This window comes from Shewanella rhizosphaerae, from assembly GCF_019457655.1.
GTDB lineage: Bacteria > Pseudomonadota > Gammaproteobacteria > Enterobacterales > Shewanellaceae > Shewanella > Shewanella loihica.
In genome coordinates, this window is the sequence record NZ_CP080420.1 from 4,179,723 (window position 1) to 4,199,800 (window position 20,078).

Below are 20,078 nucleotides of genomic sequence, written 5' to 3' on the forward strand. Positions count from 1 at the left end.
GTGAAGCCACTTGTATCTGTTTGAAGGTCTCAAGGAGTCTGCGTCAAGTTACTTAGAAGCGACGCAGGTAGAATTACTCAAGCAGGCCTATCAGGTAGCGCGCGATGCTCATGAAGGGCAGATGCGCACGAGTGGCGAACCCTACATTACCCATCCGGTTGCGGTTGCCCGCATCCTGGCCGATATGCGTCTCGATCATGAGACGCTCATGGCCGCCCTGCTGCACGACACCATCGAAGATACCCCTGTCACCAAAGAAGAGCTCTCGGAGCTGTTTGGTGAGTCTGTGGGCGAGCTGGTCGAAGGCGTCTCTAAGCTGGACAAGCTTAAATTCAGAGACAAGAAAGAAGCCCAGGCGGAAAACTTCCGCAAGATGATGATGGCCATGACCCAGGATATCCGGGTGATCCTCATCAAGCTGGCCGACCGCACCCACAACATGCGCACCCTAGGAGCCCTGCGTCCCGACAAGCGTCGCCGCATCGCCCGGGAAACCCTTGAAATTTACGCCCCCATCGCCAACCGTCTGGGTATTCACAATATCAAGACTGAGCTGGAAGACCTGGGCTTTCAGGCATACTACCCCATGCGCTACCGGGTACTCAAAGAGGTGGTTAAGTCTGCCCGTGGCAACCGGAAAGAGCTTATTCAGAATATCGAAGGCGCCATCAAGACACGCCTCGAAGACACAGGCCTCAAGGGCACGGTCAAGGGCCGCGAGAAGAACCTCTATTCCATTTACAACAAGATGTGCAACAAGGAACTTCAGTTCCAAGAGGTGATGGATATCTATGCGTTTCGAGTGATCGTCGACTCCATCGACACCTGTTATCGCGTCATGGGTGCCATGCACGGCCTGTATAAGCCGCGTCCCGGTCGCTTCAAAGATTATATTGCCATCCCCAAGGCCAACGGCTATCAGTCGCTGCATACCTCGCTATTTGGTCCACACGGCGTGCCGGTGGAGATCCAGATTCGTACCGAGGATATGGATCAGATGGCCGACAAGGGGGTTGCCGCCCACTGGCTCTACAAGGGCGCCGGTTCGGCCCAACAAGGCACCACCACTCAGGTGCGTGCCCGCAAGTGGATGCAGAGCCTGCTGGAACTTCAGCAGAGCGCCAGCACCTCCTTCGAATTCGTCGAGAACTTTAAGACAGAGCTGTTCCCGGAAGAGATCTATGTCTTCACCCCAGAGGGACGCATTCTCGAACTGCCTGTAGGCGCCACTGCGGTGGACTTCGCCTACGAGGTCCATACCGACGTGGGCAACACCTGTGTCGGCGCGCGGGTTAACCGCCAGGCCTATCCGCTGAGTCAGCCGCTGATTTCCGGCCAGACTATCGAGATCATCACCGCCAAGGGCGCGCGGCCCAATGCCGCCTGGCTCAACTTCGTGGTGACGGGTAAGGCGCGCTCTAAGATCAGACAACTGCTCAAGAGCCTCAAAGAAGACGATGCCGTACTGCTCGGCAAGCGTCTGCTCAACCATGCCCTGGGCGACATCAAGCTCAAGGATATTCCTCAGGAGCAGATCGATAAGGTGGTAAGCGAGACCAAACACGCCACCCTAGATTCCCTGCTGGCCGACATCGGCCTGGGCAACGCCATGAGCATAGTGATTGCCCAGCGTCTCAAGGGCGATCGCGTCGAGCAGCACGAACATAAAGAATCCAACATGATGCCGATCCGTGGCGCCGAAGGCATGCTGGTCTCCTTCGCCAACTGCTGTCGCCCTATCCCGGGTGATGCGGTGATCGCCCACGTGAGTCCGGGGAAGGGGCTGGTGGTGCATATGGAAAGCTGCGCCAACATCCGCGGCTATCAGGGCGAGCCCGACAAGTATATTCCCGTGCACTGGGATAACGCCGAGGGCGTCGAGTTCCAGGCCAACCTGCGTATCGAGATCGTCAATCACCAGGGCGCGCTGGCCAAGATCACCTCTATCGTGGCCGCCGAGGGCTCGAATATTCATAACCTGAGCACCGAAGAGCGTGACGGCCGGGTATTCTTGATTAACTTACGGATCTCGGTCACCGACCGGGTCCACTTAGCCAACGTGATGCGCCGTATCAGGGTACTGCCGGAAGTGCTGCGCACATCGCGTAATCGTTAGTTCCACCACTATTAACCTAAGTAGAGAGAGCGTTATGGCAGAGAAGATCATCATTGCAACCGACAAGGCCCCACAGGCGATCGGCACCTATTCTCAAGCTGTTAAAGTTGGCAGCACAGTCTATCTGTCTGGCCAGATCCCGCTGAACCCAGAAACCATGCAGATGGTCAGCGACGAGTTTGAAGCCCAGGTCGTACAGGTGTTCGACAACCTGACCGCAGTGTGTGAAGCCGCCGGTGGCAGCCTGAAGGATATCGTTAAGCTGAACATCTTCATGACAGATCTGGCCAACTTCGCCACGGTAAACGAGATCATGGGTCGCTACTTCGAACAGCCATATCCTGCCCGCGCCGCCATAGGTGTTAAGCAGCTGCCAAAAGACTCGCTGGTCGAGATGGATGGCGTGATAGAGCTGTAAGCTCTAAGTTGACACCAAAGGGCGCTGCGGCGCCCTTTGTTCTTGATAAACATTACAAACGAAACATCATGAGCCCAGAACGCTTCAAACGCATCAACCAGATGCTGGACAACCGCCAGACCGACCTCACTGTCTGCCTGGACAAGGTGCATAAGACCAACAATATCGCCGCGGTGATCCGCACCGCAGATGCCGTGGGCATACATCAAATCCATGCCGTCTGGCCCGATATCGAGATGCGTGTCTCGGGCAATACCGCCTCGGGTAGCCAGCAGTGGGTCAAAACCATCAAGCACTACCACATGGATGAGGCTGCGGCCCAGTTCAAGGCGGCGGGCATGCAGATTTTGGCCACCAACTTCTCAGAAACCGCCGTGGATTTTCGCGATATCGACTACACCAAGCCGACTGTGGTGATCATGGGTAACGAACGCGACGGCGTCAGCGAGGAAGGCCTGGCCATCGCCGATCAGCAGATCATCATCCCCATGATCGGCATGGTGCAGTCCCTCAATGTGTCTGTGGCCTCCGCCCTGGTGATGTATGAAGCACAGCGTCAGCGCGCCCAGGCCGGCATGTATGGCCAGCGCACCTTAGACGACGCCTACTGCCAAACCATGCTGTTCGAGCAGGGCCACCCTGTGTACGCCAAGGCCTGTCGGCGCAAGAAGATCCCCTATCCCGCCATCGACGACCAGGGGCAAATTGTCGCCGACGAGACCTGGTGGCAACGGATGCGCGCGCCGGACCCGGACGCCGAGCCAGAAGCCTAAGTTCGTTTTGCGGGAAAGCGAAACATCTCGCTTTCCCCACACGCCCGATGCTCACCTAGCAAAGGATTCCTTCCAAGGCATTCTTGCTAGGGCGTTCTTACCAGAGTATGCCTACCAGAGCCTTCGAGCTAAGACTATGACAATTAGCCTTTTATTCCGGCAAAACAATTGTCATAGATCACATTCTTCGCCATACTCAAAGACGCGCATAAAAAGTGGCCAGGCGCTCTCATCGCAGAGAAGGGCCCACTCAATAATGGGGGTTGTTGAGTCTCGCTCCGGCATTGGCCAAGCGAACCTAGTTGCGTCTCCTTTAACAAGAATAACGATGGAATGGCAAGATGGACTCACTATTCAAATCACCGGTCGACATGTTGCACCACTGGGTCGAGCAATATGGCGATAGCACCTACCTGAAACAACCCATAAACGGTCAATACGTTAACTACAGCTGGCGCGAAGTGCAGCAGAAGATGCAGCAGATCGCCGGCGCCCTGCGTCACCTCGGCCTGGAGCCGGGCGACAAGGTGGCTGTGTTATCGAAAAACTGCGCCGAGTGGTTCATTACCGATCTGGCGCTGATGAATGGCGGCTATATCAGCGTGCCCATCTACCCTACCGCCAACGCCGACACCATTCGCTACGTGCTGGAGCACAGCGAGTCCAAGGCTATCTTTATCGGTAAGCTGGACTACTGGGCCGATCAGGAGGCCGGGGTCGGCGGCGACATACTGCGCCTCGCCATGCCTTACGACACCATGCCGGCACAATACCAGTGGGACACACTGCTCAAGCTGGGCCACCCCTTGGTCGAAGCGGAATCTCCGACACCCGAGCAGATCATGACCATCATCTACACCTCGGGCTCGACCGGTAAACCTAAGGGAGCGATTCAGACCTTCGCCAGTTACGAGTGGACCTGCCGCGCCGTGGTGCGTGACCTAAAGACAGATGTGGAAGACAGGCTGCTCTCCTACCTGCCGCTGGCCCATATTACCGAGCGTGTCGCCATCGAGGGCTCCTCCTTCTATTCCGGCAGCAGTGTCGCCTTCGTCGAGAGTCTCGACAGCTTCGTCGCAGACGTGCAGCGGGCAAGACCGACCGTCTTCTTCTCTGTGCCCCGCCTATGGAGCCTGTTCCAGAAGAATATCATCGACAAGATTGGCTATACCAAGCTCAACATACTGCTGAAGATCCCCTTCGTCAACTCGCTGGTGAAGAAGAAGATCCATCAGGGACTAGGCCTCGAACATTGTCACCTGCTCGGTTCCGGCTCTGCGCCCATCCCACCTTCATTGATCGCCTGGTATCACAAGATTGGCCTGAACATCTGTGAAGCCTGGGGTATGACGGAAAACAGCGCCTACTCCATCATCAACCACCCCTTCGATGCCAGCAAGATAGGCACGGTCGGGCGAGCGGTAGAAGGCTGTAGCGTCAAGCAGGGCGACAACGGCGAGCTGCTGGTCAAGAGCCCGGGCCTGATGAGCGGTTACTACAAGCAGCCAGAAGTCACCCAGGCCAGCTTCGACGAGGAAGGTTATTTCCGCACCGGCGATCTCTGCTCGATCGACGCCGATGGCTGCGTCACCATCACGGGCCGGGTCAAGGACAACTTCAAGACCGCCAAGGGCAAGTATGTCGCCCCTGTGCCTATCGAGCGTAAGCTGGCCCAGGATCCCCATGTGGAGCTGATCTGCATCATAGGCTCTGGCCTGCCTCACCCTGTTGCCCTGGTACAGCTCTCCGAGGGCGCGGCCTTGCAACCCAAGGAAGAGGTGCGCGCCTCACTCAAGGCGACCTTGGACAGCATTAACCCTAACCTGGAATCGCACGAAACCGTCGATGCCATCATAGTGGTGAGCGAGCCCTGGGATGTGGATAACGACGTGCTAACGCCGACCCTGAAGATTAAGCGTCATGTGCTGGAGCAGAGATTCAGTTCCAAGGTCGAAGGACAACGCGGCGGCGTGGTGCGCTGGGAAGATGAGCTCTAAGCTAGCTTGTAAACCCAGTCGCTAAGACAATGACCTAAAAACACGCCATCTGGCGTGTTTTTTATGGGGCAATCTGTGACGAGATAAACAAAGTTTAATAGCTCCCCCCTAAATTTTTGTTGCCTAAAATTGTGCAACCTCTATGCTTGGCGCCCCGCTACTGTAGAGAGTCAATCATGTTCACCCCGCTAGCCCTTATCGCTGGTCTGCTCATCCTTATTCTTGGCGCCGAATCCCTGGTGCGTGGCGCCAGCGCGCTGGCCCTAAAACTCGGCGTCACCCCGCTGATCATAGGCCTCACCATAGTCGCCTTCGGCACCAGTGCCCCCGAGCTGGCGGTGAGCCTCAAGTCGGCCCTGGCCGGCAACTCAGGCATCGCCCTGGGCAATGTCGTCGGCTCCAACATCGCCAACATAGGCCTGATCCTCGGCCTGACGGCCCTGGTGCGCCCCATAGGCGTGCAATCTATGATGGTTAAGCGCGACATTCCGCTGATGTTGTTCGCCAGCCTGCTCTTCTGGGGGCTGATCAGCGACGGCAGCCTCAGCCAACTGGACGGTGCCCTGCTCTGCTCTATGCTGATCGCCTACCTGGGAATGAACTACCTGTTCGATAAGCAGCAGGCCGATATCGAGTCGATGGAGCTCAAGCCGCTCGCGCCTCTGCTGGCCGTGGTGCTACTCCTCATAGGCATCGCCATGTTGGTCGGCGGCGGCATACTCTTTGTCGACGGCGCCGTGGCCCTCGCCAGACAGCTGGGAATGAGCGAGCTGCTCATCGGCCTGACCATCATCGCCATAGGTACCAGCATGCCAGAGCTTATCACCTCACTGGTGGCTGCCAGACGCGGCGAGAGCGATATCGCCATCGGCAACTTGGTGGGCTCTAACCTGTTTAATATCCTGGGGATCTTGGGGATCACCGCCTTGATTCACCCCATCACGGCCAGTGTACCCAAGCTGGACATGTTGGTGATGGTTTCGCTGGCACTGCTGCTTCTGCCTCTGGCCTGGAGCGGCCTGCGCGTGGGACGGCGTGAAGGCGCCTTACTGCTGCTCTGTTACCTCGTCTACCTGGGCTATTTGATCCTCTCCGCCCAATCCCTATGAGTTAGCGCCGCCTTTTTAGCGCTACCAATTTAACGCTACTGCCGATAAGGAATGACAAATGTCATCCCTTATCGGTGACATCTGTGCCTGCACAAAAATTGCCATCAGGCAGATACTCTCCTTAACCCAGCTACTGGGCATTACGCAACACAGGTTCTTAAGGAGAAGCCAATGAAAACACTTATCATCGCCACCAGCCTGGCCCTACTCAGCCCGCAGAGCCAGGCCAATGACATTACCGAGATAGACAGCGCCGCCAATCGGATGGATATCGATCGCCTGAGCCAATTGAGCGAACAAGGCCAAGGCTACGAGCAGGCCTACGCCCTCTATCGCATGGCCATCAGTGCCAACATTCTCAGCCAGAAGGGTCAGGCCCAGGCGGCATTGACCCGCGCCGAGAAGGCGCTGTCGCCCATTGCCGACCAAGGTGAAGCCGCCACCCTACTGGCCTCAGTCTACGGCATGCAGATAGGCTTAGACATGAGTCAGGCCGCCAAGTACAGCACTAAGATGGCCGGTGCCCTCAATGACGCCGAAACCTTGGTCCCCCAGAGCCCTCGACTGGCGCTGGTCAAGGCGATCGCCGCCTATTCCAGCCCTAAAGACCATGGCGGCAGCATGAAAGATGCCATCGCTTTTAGCTCAAAAGCCATTGATCTGTATCGAGAACCTTGCGATAACATCTGTTGGGGAGAGGCAGAGGCCTACACCTGGCGCGGCTTAGCCAAGCAGAATCTCGGAGACAAGGCGGGAGCCATTGCCGATTGGCAGGCAGCCCTGCAGGTACAGGCCGATTACGCCTGGGCAAGTTTCCTGCTAAAACAGAACCACTAAGGTAATCGGCTCAATATCGGTTGCCACTAAGCCAGATGGCTAAGCGTTAGAGCACTCATAGCGCAACATCATGGACTTAGTGGCACCTAGGATAAAGATGATGGACAAATACCCTATGCCACACACCCTAGATATCGAGCGGGCGACCGAAGATAAGCTCGCCTGGGTCTATCTGATCAACCTGGGCTTCTATTTCATCCCGCTGTTCTTGCAGACTATGCCCACCTGGCACATAGTTCTGAGTCTGGTCGTGCTGGTGCCCTTTATCTACTGCTATTTTTGGGCCCACCGCAGCCCGAGTAAAACCGCCTACCAGCCTATCTTGCTGATCATCGCCCTGGCGTGTCTGATCACGCCGGTTAATATCGGCTCGCTGTCCCTGTTTACCTTTGCGGGTTTCTTTATCGGCTTTAACTACTCCCTTCCCAAGGCCTTCGCCAGCCTTATCGGCTTAGCCGTCATCCTGACGCTGCTCAGTCTAACCCTAGGTATTCACTACTACTTTGCGGTTTATGGCGTCGCCCTGATCACCGGCGTGGGTTTCTTTGGCGTGGCCGAGCGTAAGCGGGTCGAAGCCAAACGCGCCCAGCGGCAGAGTCAGCAGGAGATACGCCAGCTCGCCACCATGTTAGAGCGCGAACGTATCGCCCGGGATCTGCACGACATCATGGGGCACTCGCTCTCTTCTATCTCACTCAAGGCAGAGCTGGCGCGCAAGCTACTGGCCAAGGGGCAAGCCGACCAGGCCAGCGCCGAGCTGGCAGAACTGGAAACCATCGCCCGCGACAGCCTCAGCCAGATCCGCCAAACGGTCTCAGGCTACAAACACAAAGGGTTAGACGCCGCCCTGACGCACCTGTGCCAGATGCTGAGAGACAAGGGCATGGCCGTCACCCTCTCTGGTGAGCTGCCATCACAGCCACAGGAAGTTGAGACTCAGTTGATCCTCAGCCTGACGGAGCTGTGCAACAATGTTGTGCGCCATAGCCAAGGCGATAGCTGTAATATCGACTTGTCGGCAACACCTCAGGGGCTGCGGATCTCGGTCACCGACAATGGTAAGCTGAGGCAGCTCAGCGAAGGCAATGGCCTCACCGGCATACGCGAGCGACTGCGGCCCTTAGGTGGTACACTCAGTATTGAGCTCGAGCCAAACCCGCAATTTATCATCGAGTTACCAAATCAGGGATAGAGACAGGATGAAGATATTACTCGCCGAAGATCAAGCCATGGTCAGGGGGGCACTGGCTGCGCTGCTCACCCTCGAAGGCGACTTTGAGGTGATACAGGCCTGTGACGGCGACCAGGCCCTGAGCCTGCTCAAACAGCAGGAGTTCGACCTGCTACTAACTGACATAGAGATGCCAGGCCTCAGTGGCCTAGAATTGGCTCAATGGTGTCAACATCAAGTGGCGCCGACTAAGGTCATTATCCTGACCACCTTCGGCCGTGCAGGCTATATTAAGCGTGCCATCGAGGCGGGTGTGGGCGGTTTCTTACTTAAGGACGCGCCCTCCGAGACACTAATCCAGGCAATTAACGCCGTCAGCCGTGGCAAGCGCATCATAGATCCCGAACTGGCCATCATGGCCGTCGGCGAACAAGACCCCCTCAACGATAAGGAACGCCGGGCGCTCAGGCTCGCCAGCGAGGGACGCTCCAGCGCGGAGATCGCCGCCACGCTGTTCATCGCCGAAGGCACTGTGCGTAACTATCTCTCCGAGGCCATCGCCAAACTCAATGCCAGCAATCGCATCGACGCCGCTCGCATCGCCAAGCAAAAGGGCTGGCTGTAACCTCAGACTATGACCTCAGACTATGACCTCAGGCTTTAACCCCAGGCTTTAACCTGTCATGGCTAACACGAGATTGCGTTCATGCCGAACTCTGATAGTATATGTATATATTTACAGTAATAGACTCAGGTTCTGGTTAAATAGAACGCTAAATCAAATGGGTACAAAGCGTGGATAGACTCGATCTCATGGCTGTGACAGAGTTAAAGGGCGTTGCCGCCAAGATGGCGCAGCGGCTGGAGAAACTCGGCATCAATACAGTTCAGGATCTGCTGTTTCACCTGCCGCTACGCTACGAAGACCGCACCCAAATCTATCCCATCGCCGCCCTCTATCCCGGTAGCTACGGCACCATAGAGGGGATCATACAATCGACCCAGATCGTCCAGGGCCGCAAGCGTATGCTCACCTGCACGGTGCGTGACGACTCGGGCACCATAACCCTGCGCTTCTTCAACTTCTCCGCCGCCATGCGTAACGGCCTCGAAGAGGGCGAGCGCATTCGCGCCTATGGCGAGGTGCGTCGGGGCAAGCTTCACCGGGAGATCATCCACCCGGAATACAAGATGCTCCACGGTGAGAGCGACTTTAGCCTCAGCGATACCCTGACCCCCATCTACCCGACCACAGAGGGACTCAAGCAGGCCAGCTGGATCCGTTTGACGGATCAGGCCCTGGCCCTGCTGGCCCATGGCGCCCTGACCGAATTATTGCCGCCTCAACTGAGGCCCAATCAGCTCTCATTGGTTGACGCGCTGCAGCTGCTGCACAGACCCCCAAGTGAGGTCAGCCCCTTTGCCCTGGAGCAGGGCACGCATCCGGCGCAGCAGAGGCTGATCCAGGAGGAGCTGCTGGCCCACAACCTGAGCATGTTACAGCTCAGGGCACGCAGCAATCATGATAAGGCCATCGCGATGCAGCCTACGGGGCAGCTACTCAACCCCTTCCTGGCCTCTTTACCCTTCAAGCCCACCGGCGCCCAGCAGCGGGTGGTTGCCGATATCACCCAAGATCTCGACAAGGCGCATCCCATGATGCGTCTGGTGCAGGGCGATGTGGGCTCGGGCAAGACCCTAGTGGCGGCGCTGGCCGCGCTACAGGCAATCGAGAGCGGCTATCAGGTCGCCATGATGGCACCGACGGAACTGCTCGCCGAGCAACACGCCAACAACTTCGCCGCCTGGTTTGAGCCCCTCGGACTAACGGTTGGCTGGCTGGCGGGTAAGCTCAAGGGCAAGGCGCGGGCGCAGTCGCTGCAGCAGATTAAGAGCGGCGAGGCCCATATCGTCATCGGCACCCACGCCATCTTTCAGGAGCAGGTCGAGTTCAACCGTCTGGCGCTGATCATCATAGATGAGCAGCACAGGTTCGGGGTGCATCAACGCTTGGGGCTGAGAGAGAAAGGAATTAGCCAGGGCTTTCACCCACATCAGCTGATCATGACGGCAACCCCTATCCCCCGCACTCTGGCGATGACCGCCTATGCGGATCTCGATACCTCCATCATCGACGAGCTGCCGCCGGGGCGCACGCCGGTGACCACGGTCGCCATCTCAGACAATCGCCGCGGTGAGGTGATCGATCGCGTACGCCGGGCCGCGCTGCAAGATGGGCGTCAGGCCTACTGGGTCTGTACCCTGATCGAAGAATCCGAGGTGCTGGAATGTCAAGCCGCCGAAGACACGGCCGAAGAGCTTAAGCAGCTGCTGCCCGAGCTGTCCATCGGCCTGGTACATGGCCGCATGAAACCCGCCGAGAAACAGGCGATCATGGACGCCTTCAAGGCCGGCAGCATACAGCTACTGGTGGCTACCACAGTGATCGAGGTAGGGGTCGATGTGCCCAACGCCAGCCTGATGATCATCGAAAACCCCGAGCGCCTGGGTCTGGCCCAACTACATCAATTGCGGGGCCGTGTCGGCCGTGGCGCCGTGGCCAGCCACTGTGTGCTTCTCTACAAGGCACCACTTTCCCACACCGCCACCCAGCGCCTAGGAGTGCTCAGGGACAGCAATGACGGCTTCGTGATCGCCCAGAAAGATCTGGAGATCCGCGGGCCTGGCGAGGTCTTAGGCACCAAGCAGACAGGTATCGCCGACATGAAGATAGCGGACTTAGTGCGGGATCAGGCCCTCATCCCCCACATACAGAAACTGGCCCAACATGTGATGCAAGAGGTGCCGGAAAATGTTGACGCCATAGTGCTGCGTTGGTTAGGCGAGCGCCAGCAATACGTCCAGGCCTAACTCAGCTAACAATTAAATATTTTTTATTTCACTGGCCGCCCCTAGACAAGCCCGGTGAATTTTGCAGAATGGAAAGAGGCCTCTGTGGTCACAGGGCTTATTCCAGCCACAATTCAAGGAAATCTCATGCAAGTCAGTCAAGAAGATAGAATTGCCCCACAGACAGCGCGCAGCGGGATCAATGCGCTCAGCATTGCCGTGGTGATCATACTAGTGTTGCTCGCCGCCGGCGCCTACTATTTCCTGGGCAGTGACGAACCCGCGCCCGAGCCTGAATTGCCAGCCCCTATCACCCTGCCTGAGCCAGAGCCGGAGCAGCCCCTGCCAACCGATGCGGCCCTGCCTGAACCAGAAAACCTGGCGCCCGAGCCTGAAGCCCAGGTAGAAGAAGCGCCTGCCGAGGCCGTCGAGACCCTGCCGACACTGGCCGCAAGCGATCAATATGTTCATGACAAGACGGTCGAAGTGGCCAATGGCATGAAGATTGACCCGCTACTGGTCGAAAAAGATATCGTCAGACACTTCGTGGTGTTCGTCGACAACCTGGCCCAGGGCGAGCTGGCCCGCAAGGTGAGCCCACTCAAGGCGCCCAACAGCAAGTTTACCGTCTCCGAGGTGACCAACAAAACCTACCTCAATCCCGACAGCTACCATAGGTATGATCTCTATGCGAACTTCGTCGATAACCTGGACGAGAAGCAGCTGCTTAGCACCTATAACAAGGTGAAGCCTCTGCTGGGTGAGGCCTTTGCCGAGCTGGGTTATCCCGACATGAATTTCGATGACCGTATGGTAGAGGCGATCGACGTCATGCTATCCGCTCCCGTCATCGACGCGCCGATTGAGCTGGACAGCGTCAGCGTGAACTATAAGTTTGTCGACCCTCAGCTCGAGAGCCTGCCCAACGCCCAGAAGCTGATGATCCGCATGGGGCCGGAAAACAGCAAGAAGGTCAAGGCCGCCCTGCGTAAGCTCAAGAAGCAGCTCAAACAGTCATAACCCCCAGCTCGCCCATCTCCCCGTGGGCGAGCTCCCTCCTACCTCCTCAGTTCACACTATCTAGCAACAGATCAATCACATATTTATGTCACCCGTCAAAGGGTGTACAATAGCCGCCCCACAAATACACCTTGTGGCTCAGTTTCTGGTTATGGAAAACATCAGCAAGACGCTGTATTTAGAGGCAAAGTAGTGCGGTTACACTTTCACATTCATTCTGCGGGCGCCTGGTCTCCCCTATACCAGTGCTTAAGCGATTGGCAAACATGGCCAACGCCGCCGGCAGATGCCGAGCAGCTCGCTCAGGCCGCCCCGGCGCTGAAGCAAGTGCCCGCCATGCAAAGGCGACGCTTTAGCAAGCTCACCAAGATGTTGTTGGATGTCGCCTTTCAGTGCGACGCGCCCGCCCAATGCCGTACCATCTTCGCCTCTCGCCACGGCGAGCTTAATCGCACAGTGGATCTGCTGCAGGACATAGTGCGCCAGCAGCCCATTTCGCCCATAGGCTTCAGCCAGTCGGTGCATAACACCGCCAGCGGCATCTTCAGCATATTGACGGACAACCGCGCGCCTTCGACCTCGATTGCCGCCGGCGAGGCCACCCTTACCCAGGCCCTTGTCGAGGCCTATGGACAACTGGCGGAGGACAACGCGCCGCTGCTGCTGGTGTTTGGCGACGAGCCCGTGTCGGATATCTACAAAGAATTTACCCAGGAACCCGAGCTGCCGCTGGCCATCGCACTGCAGTTGTCGCTATGCCAAGATCAGGTTTCAGGCACTCAGCTGGTCATTGAGACCAAGCCAGATGCCGCCGAATTAGCGGCGGCGCAGCCGCTGAGCTTTGGCCAAGTGATCCACGCCATCGCCGCCCAGCAACCGCTCGAGGGGCGTCTGAATCAATACCTGGTGCGGATCTGCCATGACTAGTCAGGTCGTCGCCAAACGCCTGACCGGCATCGCCTATATTCCTCGCTGGCTGGGCGGGGTGAGCTGCTATATCGCCTTCGGTTTGGGAGGCCTGCTCAGCTCACTCACCATATTGCCCGTGCTAAGGTTCTGGCCCGGCAGCCAGCAGGTGCGCATCGCCCGGGTGCAGCGCGCTGTGCACCTGATGTTTCGCGGCTTCGTGCGTATGCTCACCTGGGCCGGGGTGATTCGGGTGACCACCCAAGATCTCCACCGGCTGGAAAGTGCCAAGGGCAAGGTGATCATCGCCAACCATCCGACCCTGGTCGACGTGGTGGTGCTGATCAGCCTGATGCCCAATGTCGGCTGTATCGTCAAGCAAGGGCTATGGCGCAACCCCTTCCTGCGGGGCGTAGTCTCCTGCGCCGGTTATATTCCCAACCGCGGCGCCGATCTCCTGCTCAAGGATTGCAGCGAGGTACTGGCCCAAGGCACTAACATGATCATCTTTCCCGAGGGCACACGTACCGTTAAGGGCGAGATAGTTAACGAATTTGCCCGGGGCGCAGCTAATATCGCCCTGCGCACAAACACAGACCTGATCCCCGTGGTATTAAGAACCAATGCCGTCGGCCTGACCAAGCAGGAACCCTGGTATGAGATACCTCGCCAAACCATAGGCATGAATGTCGAAGTAGGCGAAACTATCGAGCATATCAGGTATCATGCTCAAACGGGTGGAGACGCCAAGATGGCCCGTCAGTTGACGCGGGATCTCGAAGAATACTATAAACAACAACTTGATAAAAATTATGAGCTTACAAAACGAAATTAAACAACTCATCATAGATTGCCTGGATCTCGAAGATGTCAGCATCGACGACATCGACACAGATGCGCCGCTCTTTGGCGACGGTCTGGGACTGGACTCTATCGATGCACTTGAGCTGGGACTGGCCATCAAGAAGCAGTTCGATGTCAAAATCGAAGCCAACTCGGAAGCCACCAAGGCCCATTTCTACAGTGTTGCCAGCCTGGCAAGCTTTATCGAATCTCAACGCGGTTAGGAGGCAGCATGCAAAATCGTGAGCAAATTCTACAGATGCTGACTCAGATCCTGGTGGATGAGTTTGAAATCGATGCCGACGACATCACCCCAGAGGCGTCTCTGTATCAAGAGCTGGATCTCGACAGCATAGACGCTGTGGATCTAGTGATTAAGCTACAACAACTTACGGGCAAGAAGATCCAGCCCGACGAGTTTAAAGCCGTGCGTACCGTCGACGACGTGGTAACGGCTATCGAAGGACTAGTGAAGCAGTAATGCGCCTGTTCCTGCAACTAGTCACCGGCCTGGTCGTGCTGGGGTATCCCCTGGCCGTCTACTTCGGCCTGAACTATTTGCCGCCGGGCGTGATCGCCCTCCTGCTCTGCTCTCTGCTGCTGCTCAGGCTCGCCCTGCAGAGGCAACAGGTCAGGGCAATGATGCTGCCAATCGTCGTGGGTATATTCCTGACCGCGGGCAGCTACCTGGCGAAGCAGACTGCCTGGCTGCTCTACTATCCCGTGGTGATCAACCTGAGCATGTTGGCGCTGTTTGCCTACTCCCTCAAACATGGCCCCACCATGATAGAGCGTCTCGCCAGGCTGAAGGAGCCGGATCTTCCCGACGAGGCGATCCCCTACCTGCGCAAGGTCACCCAGATCTGGTGTGGTCTGTTTGTCTTCAACGGCGCCATGGCCCTCTACACCGCCAGCGCCACTAGCCTGGCGACCTGGACCCTCTATAATGGATTTATCGCCTATCTGCTGATCGGTACGCTACTCGGCGGAGAATGGTTATATCGCACCTTCTGGTTGAAAAAGTCATGACAGCCCTACTCAAACATTGGCTCAGGCATGGGCCGGCGAGCCAGCAGCTTATCAGCTTCAATCACCACGATATTCTGACGGGTGAGGCCTTTACCGCCCAGGTAGCCGCCATCTTCGAGGCACTGAGCCAACACAAGGCGAAGCGCTGGCTGTTGGCCTGCGACAGCAGCGACCTGTTCGCGGTCGGCCTGTGCGCCGGTCTGCTGGCCGGAAAACAGCTTATTCTGCCCGCTAACACCCAGGGCGGTACCCTGAATGAACTCACCCATGAGTTCGACGCCGTGCTTGCAGACAGCCCACTATGCGAGGCCAAAGACTTTGTCGCCCTGCATAAGGATCTCAAACATCCTGGCTCCTGGCCGACCAGCGAAACCTTCGGAGAGCTGATCCTCTACACCTCAGGCTCAAGTGGACAGCCCAAGGCGATCACTAAAACGCTGGATCAACTCGATGCCGAGGTGACGGTACTGGAACAGACCTTTGCCAATCACCTGCCCCAATGCAGCGTGATCGCCACCGTCTCCCATCAGCATATCTATGGTCTGTTGTTTAAGGTGCTCTGGCCCCTGGCCGCCAGCCGCCCCTTCTTGAGCGATCTGGTGGAATACCCAGAGACCCTGACCTATTACGCCAACCTGTTTCCCAACCTTTGCCTAATCAGCAGCCCGGCGCAGCTTTCTCGCCTGCCCGATGCCCTGGAGCATCAGCCGCAGCTGCGCGCGCCCAGCCTGATCTTCAGTTCGGGCGGCCCGCTAAGCTTGGAGGCCGCCAATGCAATCGCCCACTGCTATGGCAAGCCACCTATCGAGGTCTTCGGCAGCACGGAAACCGGCGGCATCGCCTATCGTCGTCAGCAGGACAACCAGCAGAGCTGGCGCGCCTTTGCCACCCACGAGATCAAGCAAGATCCAGACGACGGTGCCCTCTGGCTCAAGTCCCCTTATCTGGAAAGTAGCGACTGGCTCAGGTGTGACGACAAGATACAGCTTATCGCTCCCGGCGAGTTCGTATTGCAGGGACGACTGGATCGCATCGTCAAGATAGAGGAGAAGCGCCTGTCACTGGTGCAGATGGAAGCCCTGCTGGAGAGCCACCCCTTGGTGGATCAGGCCGCGCTCGTGGTGCTGGAGCAACCCAGGGTACAGCTGGGCGCCGCCATCAGGCTGTCTACCGAGGGCAACGCCTTGCTGGAGCAGGAAGGTAAACTGGCGGTCAACAACGCCCTCAAGCAGCATCTGCTGAGTCAGTTTGAGCGCGTCACCCTGCCCAGACGCTGGCGTTATCCTGCCGAGCTGCCACTCAACACCCAGGGCAAGCGTATCCACAAGGATCTGTTGGAGTTGTTTCTTCATGATTAAGTCAAACCTGCCACCCATCATGGCCAAACGTTGCCTGGAAGATGGCGTCGAATGGCAGCTGCGAATCGATGCCGACCTGCCCTATTTCGAGGGGCACTTTCCCGAGCAGGCGGTGCTCCCCGGCGTGACCCAACTGGATTGGGCGGTGCAGCTGGGCGCCAGCGAATTTGGCTATGCGCCTCAGGTGCAGAGCCTAGAGGTACTCAAGTTTCAACAACTTATCCTGCCCGGCAGCGAGGTGCAACTGAAGATCAGCCTCAATCGCGCCAAACATAAGCTCACCTTCGCCTACTATCAGGGCGAGCAGCGCTTCGGCTCGGGCCGCATCTGCCTGACGCCAAACGACAACGAGGAGAGAGGCTGATGCAGCTGGCATTAGTCATCCCCAACTACAACCATCGCCAGGCGATCAAGGCTACCCTTGCACGCCTGGAGCCCTTGGGACTCACCTGTTATCTGGTTAACGACGGCAGCGACGATGAGACCCGCCACCTGCTCTGCCAGCTGGCGGCGCAGCACGACTGGGTGCGCCTGCTGCATCATCCCTTCAACCGGGGTAAGGGCGCGGCGGTGATGACAGGCCTCAGGGCCGCCTATGCCGATGGTTTTAGCCATGCACTGCAGGTAGACGCCGACGGCCAGCACGACCTCGACGATATCCCAAGGATGATAGAGACGGCTAAGGCTCAGCCCCAGGCGCTGATCTCAGGCCTGCCGCAATACGACGAGTCAGTACCCAAGGGGCGCCTCTATGGCCGCTACCTCACTCACTTCTGGGTCTGGGTCGAGACCCTGAGCCTGGATATTCGAGACTCCATGTGCGGTTTTCGCGTCTATCCTCTGGCCGCCACCGAGCAGCTGTTTCTCAACGAGGCACTGGGCGAGCGCATGGACTTCGATATCGAGGTGTTGGTCAAGCTCTACTGGCAGGGCGTCGAGGTAAAACACCTGCCGACCAGGGTGATCTACCCAGAAGATGGCACCAGCCACTTCCAGGGCTTCAAAGACAATGTGCGCATCTCCGCCATGCACAGCAAGCTATTCTTCGGCATGTTAAGACGCATGCCACAGCTGCTGCGCCACAAACGTAGTCGCCCCAAGGCGGTGAAACACTGGTCTCGCATGGGCGAGCGCGGCAGCTACTGGGGCATCAAGCTATTGGCCACCAGTTATAAGCTGGGCGGCCACTGGCTATGCCGCGCCATCATGTATCCGGTGATCTGCTACTTCTTCGCCACGGGCCTCACGGCGCGGCGCGCCAGCCAGACTTTCCTGCGTCAGGTGCAGCAACTCGAACCCAAACATCCGGATCTCCAGGGCGAGATAAACTGGCGCCACAGCCTCAAGCACTTCATCGCCTTCGGTAATGCGGCACTGGATCGCATCGACGCCTGGTGCGATCGCATCAAACTCAGCCAGGTCGACTTTCCCGACCGCGAGGTGCTCGCCAAGCCGCTGGCACAGGGACAAGGTGCCGTGCTGCTGGTCTCCCACCTGGGTAACCTGGAGCTTTGCCGCGCCATCTCGATTCACCAGCGCAAGGTGAAGGTCAACGTCATGGTGCTGACCCAGAACGCGGAGAACTTCAATCGGGTACTCAAACAGCTAAACCCTGACAGTGCCCTGAACCTGATCCAGGTGACCGAACTGGGCCCCAGCACCTCGATGCTGTTGCAGCAGAAGATAGAGCAGGGAGAACTCGTGGTGATCGCCGGCGATCGCACCTCCACCAGCAGTGAAGGCCGGGTACTTTACGCCCCCTTCATGGGTAAGGCGGCGCCTTTCCCACAAGGTCCGTTTATTCTGGCCAGCCTGCTGGACTGCCCCGTGTACCTGATGTTCTGCCTCAGGGAAAACGGTCGCTACCGAGTGCACGTTGAGCATTTTGCCGACACCCTCAAAGGGCCGCGTGCCGGCCGCATGGAACGACTACAAGCAGCGGTGAATCGTTACGCGGAGCGTCTGGAACACTACGCCCGCCGTGCACCGCTGCAATGGTTTAACTTTTTCGATTTTTGGCGCAAGGACGATGAACTCCTGCGCGAGGCCAAGCCTCAAACGCCTAACAGGACAGAGAAATAGATGACACAAACGACTCAATCCCCCGCCTCCGCCATCCTGGTCGAATTTGGCCAGCGTAATCTCAATCTCGAGGAGGTCGTTGCCATCGCCAAGGGCGCCAAGGCCCAGCTCAAGGAGAGCGCCGACTATCAGGAATATATCCAGAAAGGCGCCCGCTTTATTGACAGCCTGTTAGCCGAAGAGGGCGTGGTCTATGGCGTCACCACAGGCTACGGCGACTCCTGCACAGTCACGGTCGGCCTGGATCTGGTGCACGAACTGCCGCTGCATCTGTCGCGCTTCCACGGCTGTGGCATGGGTAACATTCTCTCCGTCATGCAGGCCAGGGCCGTGATGGCGTGCCGCCTAAACTCGCTGGCCGTGGGTAAATCTGGCGTCAGCTATGAACTGCTGAAACGCATCGAGACTCTGCTGAATCTGGGTATCACCCCCGTTATCCCCGAAGAGGGCTCTGTGGGCGCCAGCGGCGATCTCACCCCCCTCTCCTATCTGGCCGCCGTGCTAGTGGGCGAGCGCGAGGTGATCTACCAAGGCGAACGCCGCGATACCGCCGATGTGTACCGTGAACTGGACATTACGCCATTGACTCTGCGTCCCAAGGAGGGCCTGGCCCTGATGAACGGCACCGCCGTCATGACGGCGCTGGCATGTCTGGCCTACGACAGGGCTCAATACCTGAACCGTCTGGCCAGCCGTATCACCGCCATGGCCTCGCTGACCCTCAAGGGTAACTCCAACCACTTCGACGACATTCTGTTTGCGGCCAAGCCACATCCGGGCCAAAACCAGATCGCCGCCTGGATTCGCGAAGACCTCAACCACCACGAACATCCACGCAACTCGGATCGCCTGCAGGACAGATACTCGATCCGCTGCGCGCCGCACATCATAGGCGTGCTGCAAGATGCACTGCCCTTCATGCGTCAGTTTATCGAGACCGAACTCAATAGCGCCAACGACAACCCTATCGTCGACGGCGAGGGCGAGCACGTGCTCCATGGTGGCCACTTCTACGGCGGCCATATCGGTTTCGTGATGGACTCGATGAAGAATGCCATCGCCAATATCGCCGATCTGATTGACCGCCAGATGGCCCTGGTGATGGACCCTAAATTTAACAATGGCCTGCCCGCCAACCTCTCTGGCGCCCAAGGCAGCCGCAAGGCGATCAACCACGGCTTCAAGGCGGTACAGATAGGCGTATCGGCCTGGACCGCCGAGGCACTGAAGAACACCATGCCTGCCAGTGTGTTCTCGCGCTCCACCGAGTGTCACAACCAAGACAAGGTGAGCATGGGCACTATCGCCGCCCGCGACTGTATGCGCGTGTTGCAACTCACCGAACAGGTGGCCGCGGCTGCGCTGCTAGCCATGACCCAGGGCATTCACCTGCGTATCGCCCAGGGCGAGCTGTGTCATGCCTCGCTCACAACCTCTGTGGCCAAGACACTCGATCAAGTCAGCGCCGACTTTGAACTGCTTACCGAAGACAGACCCCTGGAGACCGTGCTTAGGCAGACGGTAGACAAGATCCAGCAGGGACTGTGGGAAGTGTGTCACTAGGAGGCG

At 57.9% G+C, this 20,078-nt stretch carries 19 protein-coding genes; all 19 read left to right on the forward strand.

Annotated features, from left to right (window positions below):
* Positions 1–10 precede the first annotated feature (10 nt).
* The 19 genes from spoT (at position 11) to K0I63_RS18180 (ending at position 20,072) form a co-directional block, all read left to right on the forward strand.
* Complete coding sequence (gene spoT, locus K0I63_RS18090; RefSeq protein WP_220079267.1) at positions 11–2,116, forward strand: bifunctional GTP diphosphokinase/guanosine-3',5'-bis pyrophosphate 3'-pyrophosphohydrolase; 2,106 nt, start codon at positions 11–13, stop codon at positions 2,114–2,116.
* A gap of 34 nt (positions 2,117–2,150) precedes the next feature.
* Positions 2,151–2,534: a RidA family protein gene (locus K0I63_RS18095; protein ID WP_220081924.1), complete on the forward strand. Its 384-nt coding sequence runs from the start codon at positions 2,151–2,153 to the stop codon at positions 2,532–2,534.
* A 68-nt stretch (positions 2,535–2,602) separates the two neighbouring features.
* Complete coding sequence (gene trmH / locus K0I63_RS18100) at positions 2,603–3,307, forward strand: tRNA (guanosine(18)-2'-O)-methyltransferase TrmH (protein ID WP_220081925.1); 705 nt, start codon at positions 2,603–2,605, stop codon at positions 3,305–3,307.
* A 341-nt stretch (positions 3,308–3,648) separates the two neighbouring features.
* Positions 3,649–5,304 (forward strand): AMP-binding protein, encoded by a 1,656-nt coding sequence (locus K0I63_RS18105; RefSeq protein ID WP_220081926.1) that lies wholly within the window; start codon positions 3,649–3,651, stop codon positions 5,302–5,304.
* 176 nt (positions 5,305–5,480) lie between these two features.
* Positions 5,481–6,413 carry a calcium/sodium antiporter gene (locus K0I63_RS18110; RefSeq protein ID WP_220081927.1) on the forward strand — a complete coding sequence of 311 codons (933 nt, stop codon included), beginning with the start codon at positions 5,481–5,483 and terminating at the stop codon, positions 6,411–6,413.
* Positions 6,414–6,584: 171 nt separating this feature from the next.
* Positions 6,585–7,250 (forward strand): tetratricopeptide repeat protein, encoded by a 666-nt coding sequence (locus K0I63_RS18115; RefSeq protein ID WP_220081928.1) that lies wholly within the window; start codon positions 6,585–6,587, stop codon positions 7,248–7,250.
* A 100-nt stretch (positions 7,251–7,350) separates the two neighbouring features.
* The gene (locus tag K0I63_RS18120; RefSeq protein WP_258407017.1) at positions 7,351–8,442 is read left to right on the forward strand and encodes a sensor histidine kinase; all 1,092 of its coding nucleotides are present in this window, start codon (positions 7,351–7,353) and stop codon (positions 8,440–8,442) included.
* Between the two features lie 7 nt (positions 8,443–8,449).
* Positions 8,450–9,046, forward strand: coding sequence for a response regulator transcription factor (locus K0I63_RS18125; protein ID WP_220081929.1), 597 nt, complete (start codon positions 8,450–8,452; stop codon positions 9,044–9,046).
* Positions 9,047–9,216: 170 nt separating this feature from the next.
* A complete protein-coding gene (recG, locus tag K0I63_RS18130) occupies positions 9,217–11,292 on the forward strand; it encodes an ATP-dependent DNA helicase RecG (RefSeq protein WP_220081930.1) in 2,076 nt (691 codons plus the stop codon).
* A 126-nt stretch (positions 11,293–11,418) separates the two neighbouring features.
* Complete coding sequence (locus K0I63_RS18135; protein WP_220081931.1) at positions 11,419–12,291, forward strand: DUF3014 domain-containing protein; 873 nt, start codon at positions 11,419–11,421, stop codon at positions 12,289–12,291.
* A 192-nt stretch (positions 12,292–12,483) separates the two neighbouring features.
* The gene (locus K0I63_RS18140) at positions 12,484–13,218 is read left to right on the forward strand and encodes a beta-ketoacyl synthase chain length factor (RefSeq protein WP_220081932.1); all 735 of its coding nucleotides are present in this window, start codon (positions 12,484–12,486) and stop codon (positions 13,216–13,218) included.
* Complete coding sequence (locus K0I63_RS18145; RefSeq protein ID WP_220043542.1) at positions 13,211–14,032, forward strand: lysophospholipid acyltransferase family protein; 822 nt, start codon at positions 13,211–13,213, stop codon at positions 14,030–14,032. The genes K0I63_RS18140 and K0I63_RS18145 overlap by 8 nt, the downstream gene beginning before the upstream one ends.
* The gene (locus K0I63_RS18150) at positions 14,010–14,264 is read left to right on the forward strand and encodes a phosphopantetheine-binding protein (RefSeq protein WP_011867306.1); all 255 of its coding nucleotides are present in this window, start codon (positions 14,010–14,012) and stop codon (positions 14,262–14,264) included. Before K0I63_RS18145 ends, K0I63_RS18150 begins: the two co-directional genes overlap by 23 nt.
* 8 nt (positions 14,265–14,272) lie before the next feature.
* The gene (locus K0I63_RS18155) at positions 14,273–14,521 is read left to right on the forward strand and encodes an acyl carrier protein (protein WP_011867307.1); all 249 of its coding nucleotides are present in this window, start codon (positions 14,273–14,275) and stop codon (positions 14,519–14,521) included.
* A complete protein-coding gene (locus tag K0I63_RS18160) occupies positions 14,521–15,069 on the forward strand; it encodes a COG4648 family protein (protein WP_011867308.1) in 549 nt (182 codons plus the stop codon). Before K0I63_RS18155 ends, K0I63_RS18160 begins: the two co-directional genes overlap by 1 nt.
* Positions 15,066–16,427, forward strand: coding sequence for an AMP-binding protein (locus tag K0I63_RS18165; RefSeq protein ID WP_220081933.1), 1,362 nt, complete (start codon positions 15,066–15,068; stop codon positions 16,425–16,427). Before K0I63_RS18160 ends, K0I63_RS18165 begins: the two co-directional genes overlap by 4 nt.
* Positions 16,420–16,791 carry an ApeI family dehydratase gene (locus tag K0I63_RS18170; protein ID WP_220079279.1) on the forward strand — a complete coding sequence of 124 codons (372 nt, stop codon included), beginning with the start codon at positions 16,420–16,422 and terminating at the stop codon, positions 16,789–16,791. Before K0I63_RS18165 ends, K0I63_RS18170 begins: the two co-directional genes overlap by 8 nt.
* On the forward strand, positions 16,791–18,509 hold the full coding sequence (locus tag K0I63_RS18175; RefSeq protein WP_220081934.1) for a glycosyltransferase family 2 protein: 1,719 nt from the start codon (positions 16,791–16,793) through the stop codon (positions 18,507–18,509). Before K0I63_RS18170 ends, K0I63_RS18175 begins: the two co-directional genes overlap by 1 nt.
* On the forward strand, positions 18,510–20,072 hold the full coding sequence (locus K0I63_RS18180; RefSeq protein ID WP_220081935.1) for an HAL/PAL/TAL family ammonia-lyase: 1,563 nt from the start codon (positions 18,510–18,512) through the stop codon (positions 20,070–20,072).
* The last annotated feature ends 6 nt before the right edge of the window (positions 20,073–20,078 follow it).